We start from the raw sequence: 14,704 nt of genomic DNA, 5'->3' as shown, positions 1-14,704 counted from the left end.
AAGCCCGATTGGCGCTCAGTAACTGACAGAAATTTTTGCTATATTAGCACCATTTTATGGAGTTTGCATGAATACCTTTGAGCAATCCCCGTCCCAGGCCAAGCGCGGCGCTGCAGGTGCCGCTGGCGGCAGCGCCGAATACCTGAGTTTTAGGCTCGGTGCCGAGGAATACGGCATCGACATCCTGCGGGTGCAAGAAATCCGCTCGTTCGAAGAGCCCACGCGCATTGCCAACTCGCCGCCGCACCTCAAGGGCGTGGTCAATCTGCGCGGCGTGATTGTGCCGGTGGTCGATCTGCGCATCAAGCTCGGCTGCGAGAAGATCGAATACAACAGCTTTACGGTGGTGATCGTGCTCAACGTCAAGGGCCGGGTGGTGGGCGCGGTGGTCGATTCGGTTTCCGATGTGCTGGAACTGGCGCACGACCAGATCCGCCCGGCGCCCGAGATGGCCAACGCTGCGGTGGACACCACCTTCATCACCGGCATTGCCAGCGTGGGCGAGCGCATGCTGATTTTGATGGACATCGAAGCCCTGATGGCCAGCGCCGACATGGGGCTGATCGACAGCCGGGCCTGACCATGGACGGCACCGCCCTGATGCGCCTGTTTTCCATCCGCTTGCGCATGATCGGCGCGATCGGGGTCGTTTTTGCTTTGCTCATGCTGCTGGGGGCGGCTGGTTGGTGGGGTATTCAGAGCCTGATCGGCGTGCAAAACGAGCTGCTGCAACTGGCTCAGCAAGGCGCGCAGACCGAGCAGGCACGCGCGGCGCTCGAGCTGCTTGCGGCCGAGGCGGCCAGCAGCGCCAGCTGGGCGCTGTGGTTGTTTTTGGGTGTTTTGTGCTTGGCCGTGCTGGTGGTCATGCCCTCGACCCTGCTCAATATGGTGAGCATCACGCGGCCGCTGGAGCAGGCGCAGGGGCTGGCGGTGGCGATTGCCCGCGGCGACCTGAGCACCACACCCGACCTGAACGGGCGCGACGAAATCGCCGAGCTCATGCGCAACCTCGCCGACATGCAGGCCTCGCTGGCGCGCACGGTGGGCGAGGTGCGCCAGGCGGCCGAGAGCATCCACCAAGCCAGCAGCGAGATCGCCAGCGGCAACCAGGACCTGAGCCAGCGCACCGAGCAGACGGCCAGCAACCTGCAGCAAACCGCCAGCAGCATGGATCAGATCACAGTAGCTGGGCAGCAATCGAGCCAGGCGGCGCAGTCGGCCCTGGGTTTGGCGCAGGACAATGCCAGCGTGGCCGAACGGGGCGGAGAGGTGGTGGGCCAGGTGGTGCGCACCATGGATGCAATCAACCAAAGCAGCCAGAAGATACACGACATCATCGGCGTGATCGACGGCATTGCCTTCCAGACCAACATCTTGGCCCTGAATGCGGCAGTAGAGGCGGCACGCGCTGGCGAGGCTGGCCGTGGTTTTGCCGTGGTGGCAACCGAGGTGCGCTCGCTGGCCGGGCGCAGCGCGGCAGCAGCGCGCGAGATCAAGCAGCTCATAGGAGCCAGCGTCGAAACCGTTGCAGCCGGCTCCAAGCTGGTGCACCAAGCCGGCACCAACATCCGCGAAATCGTGGCCAACGCGCACAAGGTCTCGGCTTTCATCACCGAGATCAGCAGCGCCAGCGGCGAGCAGGCCAGCGGCCTGTCGTCGGTCAACGGCGCAGTGGCCCAGCTCGACCAGATGACACAGCAAAACGCCGCTTTGGTCGAGCAAAGCGCCGCAGCCGCCCAAGCCTTGAGCGACCAGGCGCAGCGCTTGAGCGAGCTGGTGGCGGTATTTCGTTTGCAAGACGCCGCGCACCCCGGCCACCCGCCGCTGCAGCGCACCGCGACCCGCGGGCATGGAAAAGCCTCGGGCTACCAGGGCGCAGAGCGGCGCTTGACCATGCCTGGGCGGTGAGCTAGGGCGGAGTTGCTATCTATTTATAACGTCGAGGATTTTTAGATGTCTCAAAACGCTTACGCAGCCGAGCTGCAATCCCGCGGCCTGTTGGGCACGGTGCAGCGGCGCCTGAATGGTGCTTTTGCTGGTATTTTGCTGCTGTTTGCAGTGGTTTTGGCTGCTACGGTCTGGAAGGCAGAGCTGGTGCGTGACTTGAGCCAGCAAATGCGGGTCAAAGCCAGCAAGCTGGAGCTGGCCAGTGAATGGCTGGCCAACATACGCCAAAATTCAGCACGCTCGCTGGCGGTGGCAGTGTCGCCGGGCACCGAGGTGCTCGAGTTTTTTCGCGCTGCCATGGCCCAAACCATGCGCGACACCACCGCCACCCAAACGGAATTCTTGGCACTGGCTGAGGGAGACGCCGACTCGCTGCAGCGCGCCGGCGTGGTGGTCGAAGTGCGCACGCAGTGGCTGGCTGCCCAAGATGCCGTCAACCAGCTCAAGGCCGCCGGCGACGATGCCGCCGCACGGGCGCTGATCGACAGCCAGTTTTTGCCCCTCACCAACCGCTACGTGGAGGTCACGCAGGCGCTGGTCGATGGTGAGTTGGCGTCGATGGCGGCGTTGCAGGCGCAGATTCAGGCCGAATTCCGAGCCCTGTACCTGTTGGTTGGGGTGCTTTTTGTGGCGGCTCTGCTCATTTCTGTGCTGTTGGCGTGGCGCATCGGGCGCTCGATCGGCGCCCCGATTCAACAAGCGGTGGAGTTGGCGCAAGCGGTGGCCCAAGGGGATTTGACGCGCAGCGTAACCAGCAACCGCACCGATGAGCTGGGCGATTTGTTGCGGGCATTGGCAGCCATGAAGGTGTCTTTGCTCGACATCGTTGGCAAAGTGCGCCAGGCCAACGACAGCATTGGAACCGCATCCGAAGAAATCGCCAACGGCAACCAAGACTTGAGCCGGCGCACCGAGCAAACCGCCAGCAACCTCGAAGAAACCGCCTCCAGCATGGAGCAGCTCACGGCCACGGTCAAGCAGACAGCGGATTCGGCGCGCCAAGCCAACCAGTTGGCAGCCAGCGCGGCGCAAGTGGCACAAAAAGGCGGCGCGGTGGTGGGGCAGGTGGTGCACACCATGAACGACATCAGCTCCAGTAGCCAGAAAATCTCTGACATCATCGGCGTCATCGATGGCATCGCGTTCCAGACCAACATTTTGGCGCTCAATGCCGCAGTGGAAGCGGCGCGGGCGGGCGAGCAAGGGCGCGGCTTTGCCGTGGTGGCCTCTGAAGTGCGCAGCCTGGCTGGACGCAGCGCCGAAGCCGCCAAAGAGATCAAGGCCCTGATTGGTGCCAGCGTCGAAAAGGTGGACAGCGGCAGCCGCCTGGTGCAGGAGGCGGGTGCTACCATGAACGAAATCGTCACCAGCGTGCAGCGCGTGAGCGACATCATCGGCGAAATCACGGCCGCAGCGGCCGAGCAGAGCGAGGGCATCGGTCAAGTGAACGTGGCGGTGAACCAGCTCGACCAGATGACGCAGCAAAACGCCGCGCTGGTCGAGCAAAGCGCAGCCGCCGCCGAGAGCCTGCGCGACCAGGCCGGGCGCTTGGCTGAGGCGATCGGCTCCTTCCGCACCGGCGCCGAGGGCGGCTCTGCGGCGCAGGCCGGCGCGTTAGCGCTGCGCGCGCGCCCAGCCGCCACGGCGACAGCGGTCGAAGGGAGTGCTTTGGCTGCAACATCCGGCCGAGCGCAGCCCCCCGCTAGGCAGTCCGCAGGACGCAGCGCTTTTGCGTCCGGGCCCGCCGCCGCCCCACTGCCCAAGCCGCAAGCGCACCCGAGCGCCTCGGCCAAGGCGCTGCCCGCAGCTGCGCCGGCCGCTGCCAAAGCCCAGGCCTCAGCGCCGGCCCGCAGCCCAGCCCAACCTGCCCCGTTGGCCCCCAAGGCCTTGCCCAACCGCAACAGCGCCAAAGCCAGCCCCAAAGCGGCCAACAACACCGAGGGCGAGTGGGAGAGTTTTTGAAGCCTTGATGGGTTAAAGTCGGGCCATGGTTCCTCATCTAGTCACTGCCCTGACCGGCCCCATCAACGAGCTCGAGCAGCGCGTGCTCGAGTCCACCCCCGTGATCGAGCGCTGGTTCCGGCTCGAGTGGATGGAGCACACGCCGCCGTTTTACAGTTCGGTCGATATCCGCAACGCCGGCTTCAAACTGGCACCGGTGGACACCAACCTGTTCCCGGGCGGCTGGAACAACCTCACGCCCGAGATGCTGCCGCTGGCGGTGCAGGCGGCGATGGCGGCGATCGAAAAAATCTGCCCCGAGGCCAAAAACCTGCTGCTGGTGCCCGAAAACCACACGCGCAACATGTTCTACCTGATGAACGTGGCGCAGCTGCAGAAAATCTTTTATCAGGCCGGCCTCAATGTGCGTCTGGGTTCGCTCAGCCCCGAGCTCAAAGCGCCCGTGACCATCGACCTGCCCAACGGCGAGCAGGTGCGCATCGAGCCGCTGCTGCGCCAGGGCAAGCGTGTCGGGCTCAAGCACTTCGACCCCTGCACGGTGCTGCTCAACAACGACCTGAGCGCCGGCGTGCCCGGCATTTTGGAAGACTTGCACGAGCAGTACCTGTTGCCGCCGCTGCACGCCGGCTGGCATGTGCGCAAAAAAAGCCAGCACTTTGCCGCCTACGAAGCGGTGGCCAAGCGCTTTGGCAAGCTGCTGGGCATGGACCCGTGGCTCATCAACCCGCTCTTCAACCACTGCGGGCAGGTCAATTTTGCCGAAGGCACCGGGATGGAGTGCCTGCAGAGCAACGTCGATGCGCTGCTGGGCAAAATCAAAAAGAAGTTCAAAGAATACGGCATCCGCGAGAAGCCCTTCGTCATCGTCAAGGCCGACAACGGCACCTACGGCATGGGCGTGATGACGGTGCGCGACGCCTCTGATCTGTCCGACCTCAACCGCAAGACCAAGAACAAGATGGCGGTGATCAAAGACGGCCAGCCGGTCTCGGACGTGATCATTCAAGAAGGCGTGCTGACGCACGAGCGCGTCAACGACGCCGTGGCCGAGCCGGTGGTCTATATGATGGACCGCTACGTGGTGGGCGGTTTTTACCGCGTGCACGCCGAGCGCGGCACCGACGAAAACCTCAACGCTCCCGGTTCCAGCTTTGCACCGCTGGCCTTCGAGAAAAGCGCGCAGCAGCCCCAGCCGGGGCAAAAGCCGGGGGCCAGCGTGCCCAATCGCTTCTACCTCTATGGCGTGATCGCCCGGCTGGCGATGCTGGCGGCGAGTTACGAGCTCGAAGCCACCGACCCCATGGCCGAGGAGCTCGACTGATGCGTGCGCAGCCCCGGCGGCTGCTGTGCGTGGCCGACGCGCTGGCCGGCTTCAAGATCGCCAAGGACAGCACCTTTGCCATGCTGCGCGAATGCCAGCGCCGCGGGCACGAGTTGGCGGTGTGCACAGCGGCCGATCTGCACTGGCAAAGCGGCGGCCCGGTGCAGGCGTGGGCGCAAGCCCTCGAGCTCACCGGCCACCCGAGCGACTGGTACCGGGTGGGTGCCCGCAGCGCGCTGGCGCTGCGCGACTTCGACGCCGTGCTGATGCGCGCCGACCCGCCCTTTGACAGCGAGTACTTCTACGCCACGCACCTGCTGCAGCAAGCCGAGCGCGAGGGCGCGCGCGTGTTCAACCGGCCGCAGGCGCTGCGCGAACACCCAGAAAAGCTGGCGCTGCTGGAGTTTGCCCAGTACGCCCCGCCCACGCTGGTGACGCGCTCTGCCGCGGCCATCCGCGCCTTTCACGCCGAGCAGCGCGACATCATCTTGAAGCCGCTCGACGGCATGGGCGGCATGGGGATTTTCCGCGTCGGCCCCGACGGGCTCAACCTCGGTGTCATCATCGAAACCCTGAACCGCCACGGCCAGTGCACGGTGATGGTGCAGCGCTTTTTGCCCGAAATCGCCCAGGGCGACAAGCGCGTGCTGCTGATCGGCGGCGAGGCGGTGCCCTTTTGTTTGGCGCGCATCCCACAAGGCGGCGAGGTGCGCGGCAACCTGGCCGCCGGCGGCAAAGGCGTGGCGCAGCCCCTGAGCGAGCGCGACTGGGCGCTGGCCCGCGCCATCGGCCCGCAGCTGGCGGCGCGCGGCTTGTTGCTGGTGGGCCTGGATGTGATCGGTGACTGCGTGACCGAAATCAACGTCACCAGCCCGACCTGCTTTCAGGAAATCACCGATCAAACCGGCTTCGACGTGGCGGCGCGCTTTGTCGATGCGCTCGAGCAGGCGCTGGGGTAGGCGCCGGGGTAGGCGCTGGGGTAGGGCGGGCGCTGTGGTGCTGGGCCCGCACGGTACTGCGGTTCAGACCCCGTCCAGCGGCAAGCCATCGACAAACACCTTGAGCTCGCCGGCGGCAAACGCGGTCCAGCGTTCGTCGCGCGTCAGCGGCGTGGTCACGACCACGGCGGCGCGGTCGCCGGGCTGGTTGACTTCGGCAAAGTTCACGGTCCAGTCCTCGTCCATCAGGGTGGCGTGGGCGAAGGGGTGCTGGCGCACCAGGTAGTGCAGCTGCGTGCTGCAGTGCGCCCACAGCGCCTGGCCGTTGGAGAGCAAAAAGTTGAAGCTGCCGTGGCGCCGCACCTGGGGCAGCAGCTCGCGCAGCGTGAGCGTGAGCTCGGGCACGCTGGGCAGGCTGGCGTGGGATTTGGCCAGCTCTTGCAGCAGCCAGCAAAAAGCGCGCTCGCTGTCGGTGTCGCCCACGGGGTGAAAGTGGCTGTGCAGGTGCGGGCGGTAGTCCTTCAGGTCGCCGTTGTGCGCAAACACCCAGTGCCGGCCCCAGAGCACGCGGCAAAAAGGGTGCGTGTTTTCCAGCCGCACCGCGCCTTCGGTGGCTTTGCGCACGTGGGCGATGATGTGCGTGCTCTTGAGCGGGTACTGGCGCAAAAAATTGGCCATGGGCGAGTGCGCGGCGCTTTCGCAATCCACAAACAGGCGCAGCCCCTTGCCCTCGAAAAAGGCGATGCCCCAACCGTCGCCGTGGTGGTCGGTGGCGCCGCCGCGGCGCTGCAGGCCGCTGAAGCTGAATTGGGCGTCGGTCGGGGTGGCGCAGTTGAGTCCGAGCAGTTGGCACATAGGCGTGTAGCGTAGCACGGCGCGCTAGGGTGCACGACGGCAATCGCGCCTGCACGCCAAGCGGCGCGCCTACAATCGCAGGCATGAACTTCGTCGAGATGCTGCATGCGGCCGAGCGCCGCCACCAGTCGCTGCTGTGCGTGGGCCTAGACCCCGACCCGGCGCGCTTTCCGCACGCTTGGCGCGGCGACCCGGCGCGCATTTACGACTTTTGCGCCGCCATCGTTGATGCCACCGCCGACCTAGCGCTGGCCTTCAAGCCGCAGATCGCCTACTTTGCCGCGCACCGCGCCGAAGACCAGCTCGAACACCTGCTGGCGCACATCCGCGTGGCGGCGCCGCACGTGCCCATCATCCTCGACGCCAAACGCGGCGACATCGGCAGCACCGCCGAGCAGTACGCACGCGAAGCCTTCGAGCGCTACGGCGCCGACGCCGTGACGCTGTCGCCCTTCATGGGCTTCGACTCCATTCAGCCCTACCTGCACTACCCCGGCAAGGGCGTGTTTTTGCTCTGCCGCACCAGCAACCCCGGCGGCGACGAGCTGCAAAACCAGCGCTTGGCCGATCTGCCCGGACAGCCGCTGCTGTATGAGCACATCGCTAGCTTGGCGCAGGGGCCGTGGAACCTCAGCGGCCAGCTCGGGCTGGTGGTGGGCGCCACCTACCCGCAAGAGATCGAGCGCGTGCGTGCCTTGGCGCCGACGCTGCCGCTGCTCATTCCCGGTGTGGGCGCGCAGGGCGGCGACGCCGCCGCCACGGTGCGTGCTGGCTGGCGCGGCGACGCCAGCCGCAGCCAAGCGCTGATCGCCGTCAACTCATCGCGCGCCATTCTGTACGCCAGCGCCGGCGACGATTTTGCCGTGGCCGCGCGACGCGAGGCCGAGCGCACGCGCGCGCTGCTGCAGGCGGCCCGGCCGTTGGGGCTGGGTTAGTCCAACACCACTCAATCGAGCAAGAACTCCATCTCGATGCCGGCGATGCACAGGCGGTCGTGGTGCGTCAGCGCCTTGGCCTGCCGCTGACCCAGCGTCTGGCCGTTGAGCACGGCGGGCGCGCCATCCACCCAGGTGAGGGCAAAGCTCGAATCGGCCAGACGGGTGATGGCAGCCACCGCCAGCCCCGGTTTGCCCAAGGTGGTGGTGGGTTTTTCGAGCGCCATTTCTTTGCCCGCTGCAGGGCCGCTTAGCACGCGCAAGCGCGCCCGCTGGGCTGGTGCGGGCGCCGCCACCAAAACCGCCTCATAGGTCGCAGTCGCAGCCGCCATAGAACCAAGCTTAGGTGGCACCCCAGCCAAGTCCTCAGACACCAAGCGCATTTGGCAGCGGCCGATTTCGATCAGGTCTTCGGGCCCCAAGCGCACGCTGTCGATGGCGTGGCCATTGACGTAGGTGCCGTTGGTGCTGTGCAGGTCGATCAGTTCGACGCCGTCGGGGTGCAGAACGAACACCGCGTGCTCGCCGCTCACGGCGAGGCTATCGACGACGATGTCGTTGTAGGGGCGGCGGCCCAGCGTGGTGCGGGGCTGCTCGAGCCGCACCAGCAAGGGCGCAGCGCCATCGAGGCGGATGCTCAGGGTGGGCATGGTGGGGTTGCGTCTGGCATTTCAACCCCCCATGCTACGCCAACTCAGCCTCTCAGAGCAGGCGCTTGAGCAGGCGCGCCATTTCGGAGGGGTTGCGCGTGATGGTGAAGCCGCATTCTTCCATGATCGCCAGCTTGGCGTCGGCGGTGTCGGCGCCACCCGCGATCAGCGCGCCGGCGTGGCCCATGCGCTTGCCTGCGGGCGCGGTGACGCCGGCGATGAAGCCCACCACCGGCTTTTTCATGTGCTGCTTGCACCACAGCGCCGCCTCGGCCTCATCGGGGCCGCCGATCTCGCCGATCATGATCACGGCGTCGGTGTCGGGGTCGTCGTTAAAGAGGCGCATGACGTCGATGTGCTTGAGGCCGTTGATCGGGTCGCCGCCGATGCCCACGGCGCTGCTCTGGCCCAGGCCGATTTCGGTCAGCTGCGCCACCGCTTCGTAGGTCAGGGTGCCCGAACGGCTGACGACGCCGATGCGCCCCTTGCGGTGGATGTGACCGGGCATGATGCCGATCTTGATTTCGTCGGGCGTGATCAGGCCTGGGCAGTTGGGGCCCAGCAGCAGCGTTTCTTTGCCGCCGGCGGCCACTTTGGCCTTCATTTTGTTGCGCACCATGAGCATGTCGCGCACCGGAATGCCTTCGGTGATGCAGATCGCCAGATCGAGGTCGGCCTCGACCGCTTCCCAGATGGCGTCGGCCGCGCCGGCGGGCGGCACGTAGATCACAGACACGGTGGCGCCGGTTTGGGCGGCGGCCTCTTTGACGCTGGCGTAGATCGGGATGTCAAAAATGCGCTCGCCGGCCTTTTTGGGGTTCACGCCGGCGACGAAGCACTGCTTGCCGTTGGCGTATTCTTGGCACTTTTCGGTGTGGAATTGACCGGTCTTGCCGGTAATGCCTTGGGTGATGACCTTGGTGTCTTGGTTGATCAGGATAGACATGGTGCGTTTCCTTGTGCGCGCTGCAATGGTTGAGGCGCTCAGGCCTGGACGGCAGCAACCACCTTTTGGGCGGCTTCGGCCATGGTGTCGGCGCTGATGATGGGCAGGCCCGATTCGGCCAGCATCTTCTTGCCCAGTTCTTCGTTGGTGCCCTTCATGCGCACCACCAGCGGCACGCTCAGGTTCACGGCGCGGCAGGCGGTGATGACGCCGGTGGCGATGGTGTCGCACTTCATGATGCCGCCAAAGATGTTGACCAAGATCGCCTTGACGCGGTCGTTCTTGAGCATGATCTTGAAGGCCTCGGTGACCTTCTCGGGCGTGGCGCCGCCGCCGACGTCGAGGAAGTTGGCCGGCTCGGCACCAAACAGCTTGATCGTGTCCATGGTGGACATGGCCAGCCCGGCGCCGTTGACCAAGCAGCCGATGTTGCCGTCGAGGCTGATGTAGGCCAAGTCAAACTTCGAGGCTTCGATTTCTGCCGGGTCTTCTTCGTCGAGGTCGCGCAGGGCGACGATCTCGGGGTGCCTAAAGAGCGCGTTGGCGTCGAAGTTGAACTTGGCGTCGAGCGCGATCAGTTGGCCGTTGCTGCTGCGGTTGAGCGGGTTGATCTCGACCAGCGAGGCGTCGGTCTCCATGTAGCAGCGGTACAGGTTCTGGCAGATCTCGACGAACTGCGCCTGCGAACCCGCCGGCATACCGATGCCTTGTGCCAGTTGCGCGCCTTGCTCGGGCGTGAGGCCAACGAGCGGATCGACAAAGACCTTGACGATTTTCTCGGGCGTGGCGTGCGCGACTTCTTCGATGTCCATGCCGCCTTCGCTGGAAGCGATGAACGCCACCTTTTGCGTGCCGCGGTCGGTCACGAGCGAGAGGTAGTATTCCTTTTGGATATCGGCGCCGTCTTCGATGTAGAGCCGGCGCACTTTTTGGCCACCTGGGCCGGTTTGGTGCGTGACCAGTTGCATGCCCAAGATGTCGGAGGCGCGGGCTTTGAGGTCGTCAAGGCTTTTGGCGACCTTGACGCCGCCGCCTTTGCCGCGGCCCCCGGCATGAATCTGGGCCTTGACCACCCACACCGGGCCGCCCAGTTTTTGCGCCGCTTCCACGGCTTCTTGCACCGTGAAAGCGGGGATGCCGCGCGGCACCGGAATGCCGAATTGGCGCAAGATATCCTTGGCTTGATACTCGTGAATTTTCATGAAAAGCGCTCTCTGTAAGAGTCAAACACAACACGTCCGCCCTGAGGGCAAGGTAGCGTGGGCATGTAAATCGGCCACGGTTACGGTGCAACAGGCCATAGGACACACGAAAGCCACACTGTATCATGCACCTGTGCCGCCAGCCTGATGCGAAACTGACGCCGTGGCGGGTTGGTGCCCCTAAAGTTCCTCCTTTGTCCCTCGTTCGGCCCTCTTTTTTTAATCCGCTCATGCCCCACATTTTTATAGACGGCGAGGCCGGCACCACCGGTTTGCAAATCCGCCAGCGCTTGGCCAATCTGCCGGCTGTGCAGCTGCTGAGCATTGCGCCCGAGCGGCGCAAAGACCCGGCCGTCAAGCGCGAGCTGATGGCGCAGGCCGATCTGGTGATTTTGTGCCTGCACGACGACGACGCGCGTGCCTCGCTGGCCCTGCTCGACGCGCTCAAGGCCGAGGGCGGCGCTGCCCCACGGGTGATCGACGCCTCGAGCGCGCACCGGGTGGCGCCGGGCTGGGTCTATGGCTTTGCCGAGCTCTGCCCGGGCCAAGCCGAGGCGATCCGGCGCGCCGAGCGCGTGAGCAACCCGGGCTGTTACGCCACCGGCGCCATCGCGCTGCTGCGGCCGCTGCTCGACGCCGGCTTGATTGCGCCCGATGCGGCGCTGTGCCTGCCCAGCGTGAGCGGCTACAGCGGCGGTGGGCGCACCCTGATCGAAGCCTACGAGTCCGGCCAAGCGCCCGCTTTTGAGCTCTATGCGCTGGGCTTGCAGCACAAGCACCTGCCCGAGATCATGGCCCACAGCGGCTTGCGGCGCGCGCCGTTGTTCGTGCCGGCGGTGGGCAACTTTGCCCAAGGCATGCTGGTGCAGCTGCCGCTGCACCTCGACGCCTTGCCTGGCCAAGTGCGCGCCGCCGACCTCGAGCAGGCGCTGCGCGCGCACTATGCGGGCTGCGACTGGGTGCGCGTGGGCACGCCCAGCCCCAGCGCCAAGCTCGACGCCGTGGCGCTGGCCGGCAGCGATGCGCTTGAGCTGTTCGTGTTTGCCAACGAGGCCCAGCGCCAAGCGCTGCTGGTGGCGCGGCTGGACAACCTGGGCAAAGGCGCCAGCGGCGCGGCGGTGCAAAACCTGCGCCTGATGCTGGGCGTTTGAGGCGTTAAGACGCGTTTCATTGCGTTTCATTGCGTGTTCAGGCGTCGAGCAGCACAGGGCCGTCGGGGCCGAGTTCCAGCCTAGCCGCCTGGCTGCGCACCAGTTCGTCGATGCGCTGCTGCACCCACGGGCGCAAATGCTGCCCCGCGCCGTGGCGCCGGTGCAAGTGCTGCAGATAGGGCGTGCCTTCGGCCCAAGCCAAAAAATCGGCCAGCGCGGCGCTCTGCCACTCGATCAGCCTGAACTTGAGCAGCACCTTGATCGCATACTCGCGGTGCCGCTCGGGTTGGGTGGCAAATTGCGCCAGCCGGCTGCGCGCGCGCTCCAGCGCCTGCGCCACGGCGGGCGCGCCGGCAATCAAGGCCCCGTGGCCGGGAATCACCAGCAGCGGTTGCAAGGCCTCGATGGCCTCGAGCGTGGCCGCCACTTCGGCAAAAGCGGGCTCGCCGTCGAGCTCCGGGAACACCACGCCAAAGCCGTTGGGCCACAGCGCGTCGCCGCTGATCAGCAGCCGCCGCTGCGGCTCGAACAGCAGCACCGCGTGCGGGTCGTGCCCCGGCGCGGCGTGGATCTGCCATGCGTGCCCGCCCAGCGCCAGCGCTTGGCCGGGTTGCAGCAGGGCATCAAAGGCAAAGCGCGGGCAGCGCTGACCGGTGGCGCGAAAGCTCAGGGCCGCTTCGTCCCAAGCGCGGGCGGCTTCGGCTTGGCCGGGCGGGATCCACGTCTGCACCCCGGCAAAGCGCGCCTGCAAGGCGGCGTTGCCGCCGCAGTGGTCGCTGTGCAAGTGGGTGTTGAGCAGTTGGCACAGCGGGCGGCCCTGCAGCGCCTGCTCGACCAGCGCCACGGTCTGGGCGGCGTGGCTGGCGTAGCCGCTATCGACCAGCGTGGCGCCCTCGGGGCCGTCGATCAGCACGTTGTTGGACGAGAGCCAGCCGCGCTCGAACACGCGCACGCCCGGGGGCAGGGCGTTGGCGGGCAGGGCAGTAGGAATCGGGGCGGTGGGAGTCGGGGCAGTGGACACGGTGGCGCTGGGGCTCATTTCTGGCGCAGTTCGCGGCGCAAGATCTTGCCCACGTTGCTCTTGGGCAGTTCGTCGCGGAACTCGATGTATTTGGGGCGCTTGTAGCCGGTGAGCTGCTCGTGGCAAAAGCGCAGCAGCGCTTCTTCGGTCAGGGTCGGGTCGCTGCGCACCACATAGGCCTTGATGGCCTCGCCGGTGCGCTCGTCGGGCACGCCCACGCAGGCGCATTCGAGCACCCCCGGGCACAGGGCGATCACCTGGTCGAGCTCGGCCGGATAGACGTTGAAGCCCGAAACGATCACCATGTCCTTCTTGCGATCGACGATGCGGATGAAGCCGCGCGCATCCATGATGCCCACGTCGCCGGTGCGCATGAAACCGTCAGCAGTAAACACCTTGGCGTTCTCTTCTGGCTTTTGGTAGTAGCCCGGCGTCACGTTGGGGCCGCGGATGCAGATCTCGCCCGGGCTGCCTGGCGCCAGATCGCGGCCCTCGTCGTCCTTGATGGCGATGTCGATGCTGGGCAGTGGCAGCCCGATGCTGCCGGTGAACTCGGTGCTGGTGACCGGATTGTTGGTGCCGATGGCGCAGGTTTCGCTCATGCCCCAGCCCTCGATCATGGGGCTTTTGGTGACCGCTTTCCACTGGCGCGCCGTGGCTTCCAAGGCCGCCATGCCGCCAGCCTGCGACAGCACCAGGTGCGAGCAATCGACCTGCTTGAAGCGCGGGTGGTTGAGCAGGCCGTTGAACAGCGTGTTGACGGCGGGCAGGAAGTGGAACGGACGGCTCTTGAGCACCTCGATGAACTTGCCGATGTCACGCGGGTTGGGGATCAGGGTGGCGTGCGAACCGTGGCGCAGCACCAGCAGCATCAGGGTGAGGGCAAAGATGTGGTAAAGCGGCAGCGCCATGATGTGGTTGGCGCGGCCGACGTCGCCGAGCTTGGTCAGGGCCGGGGTGAACCAGGCCTCGGCCTGCAAGGTGGCGGCGATCACGTTGCCGTGCGTCAGGATGGCGCCCTTGGACAGCCCGGTGGTGCCGCCGGTGTATTGCAAAAACGCGATCGAGTCGTGCGTGAGCGTGGGCCGCTGCAGGCGCAGGCTGCGGCCGCTTTTCAGCGCCTGTTTGAAGGGCACGATGGTGCGCCCTTCCAGCGGCAGGCGGTAGCGGGGCACCATTTTGGCCAGATGGCGCACGGCAAAGGTGAGCCAGCGCCCGTACCACCAGCCCAACAGTTCGCCCATGCTGGCCACGACCACGTGCTTGACCGGGGTGCGGCCGATCACCTCCTCGAGCACGTGGGCGAAGTTTTCCAGGATCACGATCGCTTCGGCGCCAGAATCCCGCAGCTGGTGCTCGAGCTCGCGCGCGGTGTAGAGCGGATTGACGTTGACGCAGGTGTAGCCGGCGCGCAACACCCCGGCCATGGTGATGGGAAACTGCGGCAGGTTGGGCAGCATGATGGCCACGCGCGCGTTTTCAGTCAGGCCAAGCGATTGCAGGTAAGCCCCCAGCGCCTGGCTCATCTGGTCGAGCTGAGCGTAGCTCATCCAGCGCTCCATGCAGACCGTGACCGGGCGCTGGGCGTGCTGGCGAAACGAATCCTCGAACAGCTCGTTGAGGCAGCGGTACTGCGACGCATCGATCGCGTGCGGCACGCCGGGAGGGTAGCTCTGAAGCCAGATTTTTTCCATGGGTCAAGCGGCAGGTGAGGAGGCGAGCTGGGCGCAAATTGGTGTTGCATTGTGTGCGCTGGAGCCAACAGCCGAATCAGGG

At 65.9% G+C, this 14,704-nt stretch carries 13 protein-coding genes; 7 read left to right on the top strand and 6 right to left on the bottom strand.

All coding sequences use genetic code 11. The features are described from left to right. Positions 1-67: 67 nt before the first annotated feature. Genes ACVMK0_RS08815 through gshB form a run of 5 tightly spaced genes read left to right on the top strand, consistent with a single transcriptional unit; the run spans position 68 to position 6,189 of the window. Entirely contained in the window at positions 68-580 is a 513-nt protein-coding gene (locus tag ACVMK0_RS08815; protein ID WP_045536431.1) for a chemotaxis protein CheW, read from the top strand. Positions 581-582: 2 nt separating this feature from the next. Continuing rightward, positions 583-1,908 carry a methyl-accepting chemotaxis protein gene (locus ACVMK0_RS08810; RefSeq protein WP_045536429.1) on the top strand — a complete coding sequence of 442 codons (1,326 nt, stop codon included), beginning with the start codon at positions 583-585 and terminating at the stop codon, positions 1,906-1,908. A gap of 45 nt (positions 1,909-1,953) precedes the next feature. Further along, the gene (locus ACVMK0_RS08805) at positions 1,954-3,909 is read left to right on the top strand and encodes a methyl-accepting chemotaxis protein (RefSeq protein WP_476463568.1); all 1,956 of its coding nucleotides are present in this window, start codon (positions 1,954-1,956) and stop codon (positions 3,907-3,909) included. Between the two features lie 25 nt (positions 3,910-3,934). Further along, positions 3,935-5,230, top strand: coding sequence for a glutamate--cysteine ligase (gshA, locus tag ACVMK0_RS08800; protein WP_045536427.1), 1,296 nt, complete (start codon positions 3,935-3,937; stop codon positions 5,228-5,230). Next, complete coding sequence (gshB, locus tag ACVMK0_RS08795; RefSeq protein WP_045536425.1) at positions 5,230-6,189, top strand: glutathione synthase; 960 nt, start codon at positions 5,230-5,232, stop codon at positions 6,187-6,189. The genes gshA and gshB overlap by 1 nt, the downstream gene beginning before the upstream one ends. Positions 6,190-6,252: 63 nt before the next feature. Here gshB and ACVMK0_RS08790 read toward each other — a convergent pair whose 3' ends face one another. Continuing rightward, on the bottom strand, positions 6,253-7,023 hold the full coding sequence (locus tag ACVMK0_RS08790) for a class II glutamine amidotransferase (protein WP_045536421.1): 771 nt from the start codon (positions 7,021-7,023) through the stop codon (positions 6,253-6,255). A gap of 83 nt (positions 7,024-7,106) precedes the next feature. On the opposite strand from ACVMK0_RS08790, the gene pyrF reads away from it, so the two are divergent. Continuing rightward, entirely contained in the window at positions 7,107-7,958 is an 852-nt protein-coding gene (pyrF, locus tag ACVMK0_RS08785; protein WP_250960515.1) for an orotidine-5'-phosphate decarboxylase, read from the top strand. 11 nt (positions 7,959-7,969) lie between these two features. On the opposite strand, the gene ACVMK0_RS08780 is transcribed toward pyrF, so the two are convergent. Genes ACVMK0_RS08780 through sucC form a run of 3 tightly spaced genes read right to left on the bottom strand, consistent with a single transcriptional unit; the run spans position 7,970 to position 10,756 of the window. Then, a complete protein-coding gene (locus ACVMK0_RS08780; RefSeq protein WP_476463567.1) occupies positions 7,970-8,608 on the bottom strand; it encodes an FHA domain-containing protein in 639 nt (212 codons plus the stop codon). Between the two features lie 52 nt (positions 8,609-8,660). After that, the gene (gene sucD, locus ACVMK0_RS08775; RefSeq protein WP_476463566.1) at positions 8,661-9,554 is read right to left on the bottom strand and encodes a succinate--CoA ligase subunit alpha; all 894 of its coding nucleotides are present in this window, start codon (positions 9,552-9,554) and stop codon (positions 8,661-8,663) included. 38 nt (positions 9,555-9,592) lie between these two features. Continuing rightward, on the bottom strand, positions 9,593-10,756 hold the full coding sequence (sucC, locus tag ACVMK0_RS08770) for an ADP-forming succinate--CoA ligase subunit beta (RefSeq protein WP_045536415.1): 1,164 nt from the start codon (positions 10,754-10,756) through the stop codon (positions 9,593-9,595). 230 nt (positions 10,757-10,986) lie between these two features. Between sucC and argC the strand changes: the two genes are divergently transcribed. Further along, entirely contained in the window at positions 10,987-11,907 is a 921-nt protein-coding gene (argC, locus tag ACVMK0_RS08765; RefSeq protein ID WP_476463565.1) for an N-acetyl-gamma-glutamyl-phosphate reductase, read from the top strand. Positions 11,908-11,944: 37 nt separating this feature from the next. Here the strand turns inward: argC and ACVMK0_RS08760 are convergent, their stop codons facing one another. Then, positions 11,945-12,946, bottom strand: coding sequence for an MBL fold metallo-hydrolase (locus tag ACVMK0_RS08760; RefSeq protein ID WP_476463564.1), 1,002 nt, complete (start codon positions 12,944-12,946; stop codon positions 11,945-11,947). Beyond that, positions 12,943-14,622, bottom strand: coding sequence for an AMP-binding protein (locus ACVMK0_RS08755; RefSeq protein WP_476463563.1), 1,680 nt, complete (start codon positions 14,620-14,622; stop codon positions 12,943-12,945). Before ACVMK0_RS08755 ends, ACVMK0_RS08760 begins: the two co-directional genes overlap by 4 nt. Positions 14,623-14,704 lie beyond the last annotated feature (82 nt).

It is taken from the genome of Serpentinimonas sp. SSL01 (assembly GCF_056323735.1).
This window is presented reverse-complemented; position numbering and strand designations above follow the sequence as displayed.

What these genes read in the sequence shown, in the direction of transcription:
- ACVMK0_RS08780 (WP_476463567.1), bottom strand. Translation starts at nt 8,608, where the DNA reads ATGCCCACCCTGAGCATCCGCCTCGATGGCGCTGCGCCCTTGCTGGTG.
- ACVMK0_RS08815 (WP_045536431.1), top strand. Translation starts at nt 68, where the DNA reads ATGAATACCTTTGAGCAATCCCCGTCCCAGGCCAAGCGCGGCGCTGCA.
- ACVMK0_RS08805 (WP_476463568.1), top strand. Translation starts at nt 1,954, where the DNA reads ATGTCTCAAAACGCTTACGCAGCCGAGCTGCAATCCCGCGGCCTGTTG.
- sucC (WP_045536415.1), bottom strand. Translation starts at nt 10,756, where the DNA reads ATGAAAATTCACGAGTATCAAGCCAAGGATATCTTGCGCCAATTCGGC.
- ACVMK0_RS08790 (WP_045536421.1), bottom strand. Translation starts at nt 7,023, where the DNA reads ATGTGCCAACTGCTCGGACTCAACTGCGCCACCCCGACCGACGCCCAA.
- sucD (WP_476463566.1), bottom strand. Translation starts at nt 9,554, where the DNA reads ATGTCTATCCTGATCAACCAAGACACCAAGGTCATCACCCAAGGCATT.
- gshA (WP_045536427.1), top strand. Translation starts at nt 3,935, where the DNA reads ATGGTTCCTCATCTAGTCACTGCCCTGACCGGCCCCATCAACGAGCTC.
- ACVMK0_RS08755 (WP_476463563.1), bottom strand. Translation starts at nt 14,622, where the DNA reads ATGGAAAAAATCTGGCTTCAGAGCTACCCTCCCGGCGTGCCGCACGCG.
- ACVMK0_RS08760 (WP_476463564.1), bottom strand. Translation starts at nt 12,946, where the DNA reads ATGAGCCCCAGCGCCACCGTGTCCACTGCCCCGACTCCCACCGCCCCG.
- ACVMK0_RS08810 (WP_045536429.1), top strand. Translation starts at nt 583, where the DNA reads ATGGACGGCACCGCCCTGATGCGCCTGTTTTCCATCCGCTTGCGCATG.
- argC (WP_476463565.1), top strand. Translation starts at nt 10,987, where the DNA reads ATGCCCCACATTTTTATAGACGGCGAGGCCGGCACCACCGGTTTGCAA.
- pyrF (WP_250960515.1), top strand. Translation starts at nt 7,107, where the DNA reads ATGAACTTCGTCGAGATGCTGCATGCGGCCGAGCGCCGCCACCAGTCG.
- gshB (WP_045536425.1), top strand. Translation starts at nt 5,230, where the DNA reads ATGCGTGCGCAGCCCCGGCGGCTGCTGTGCGTGGCCGACGCGCTGGCC.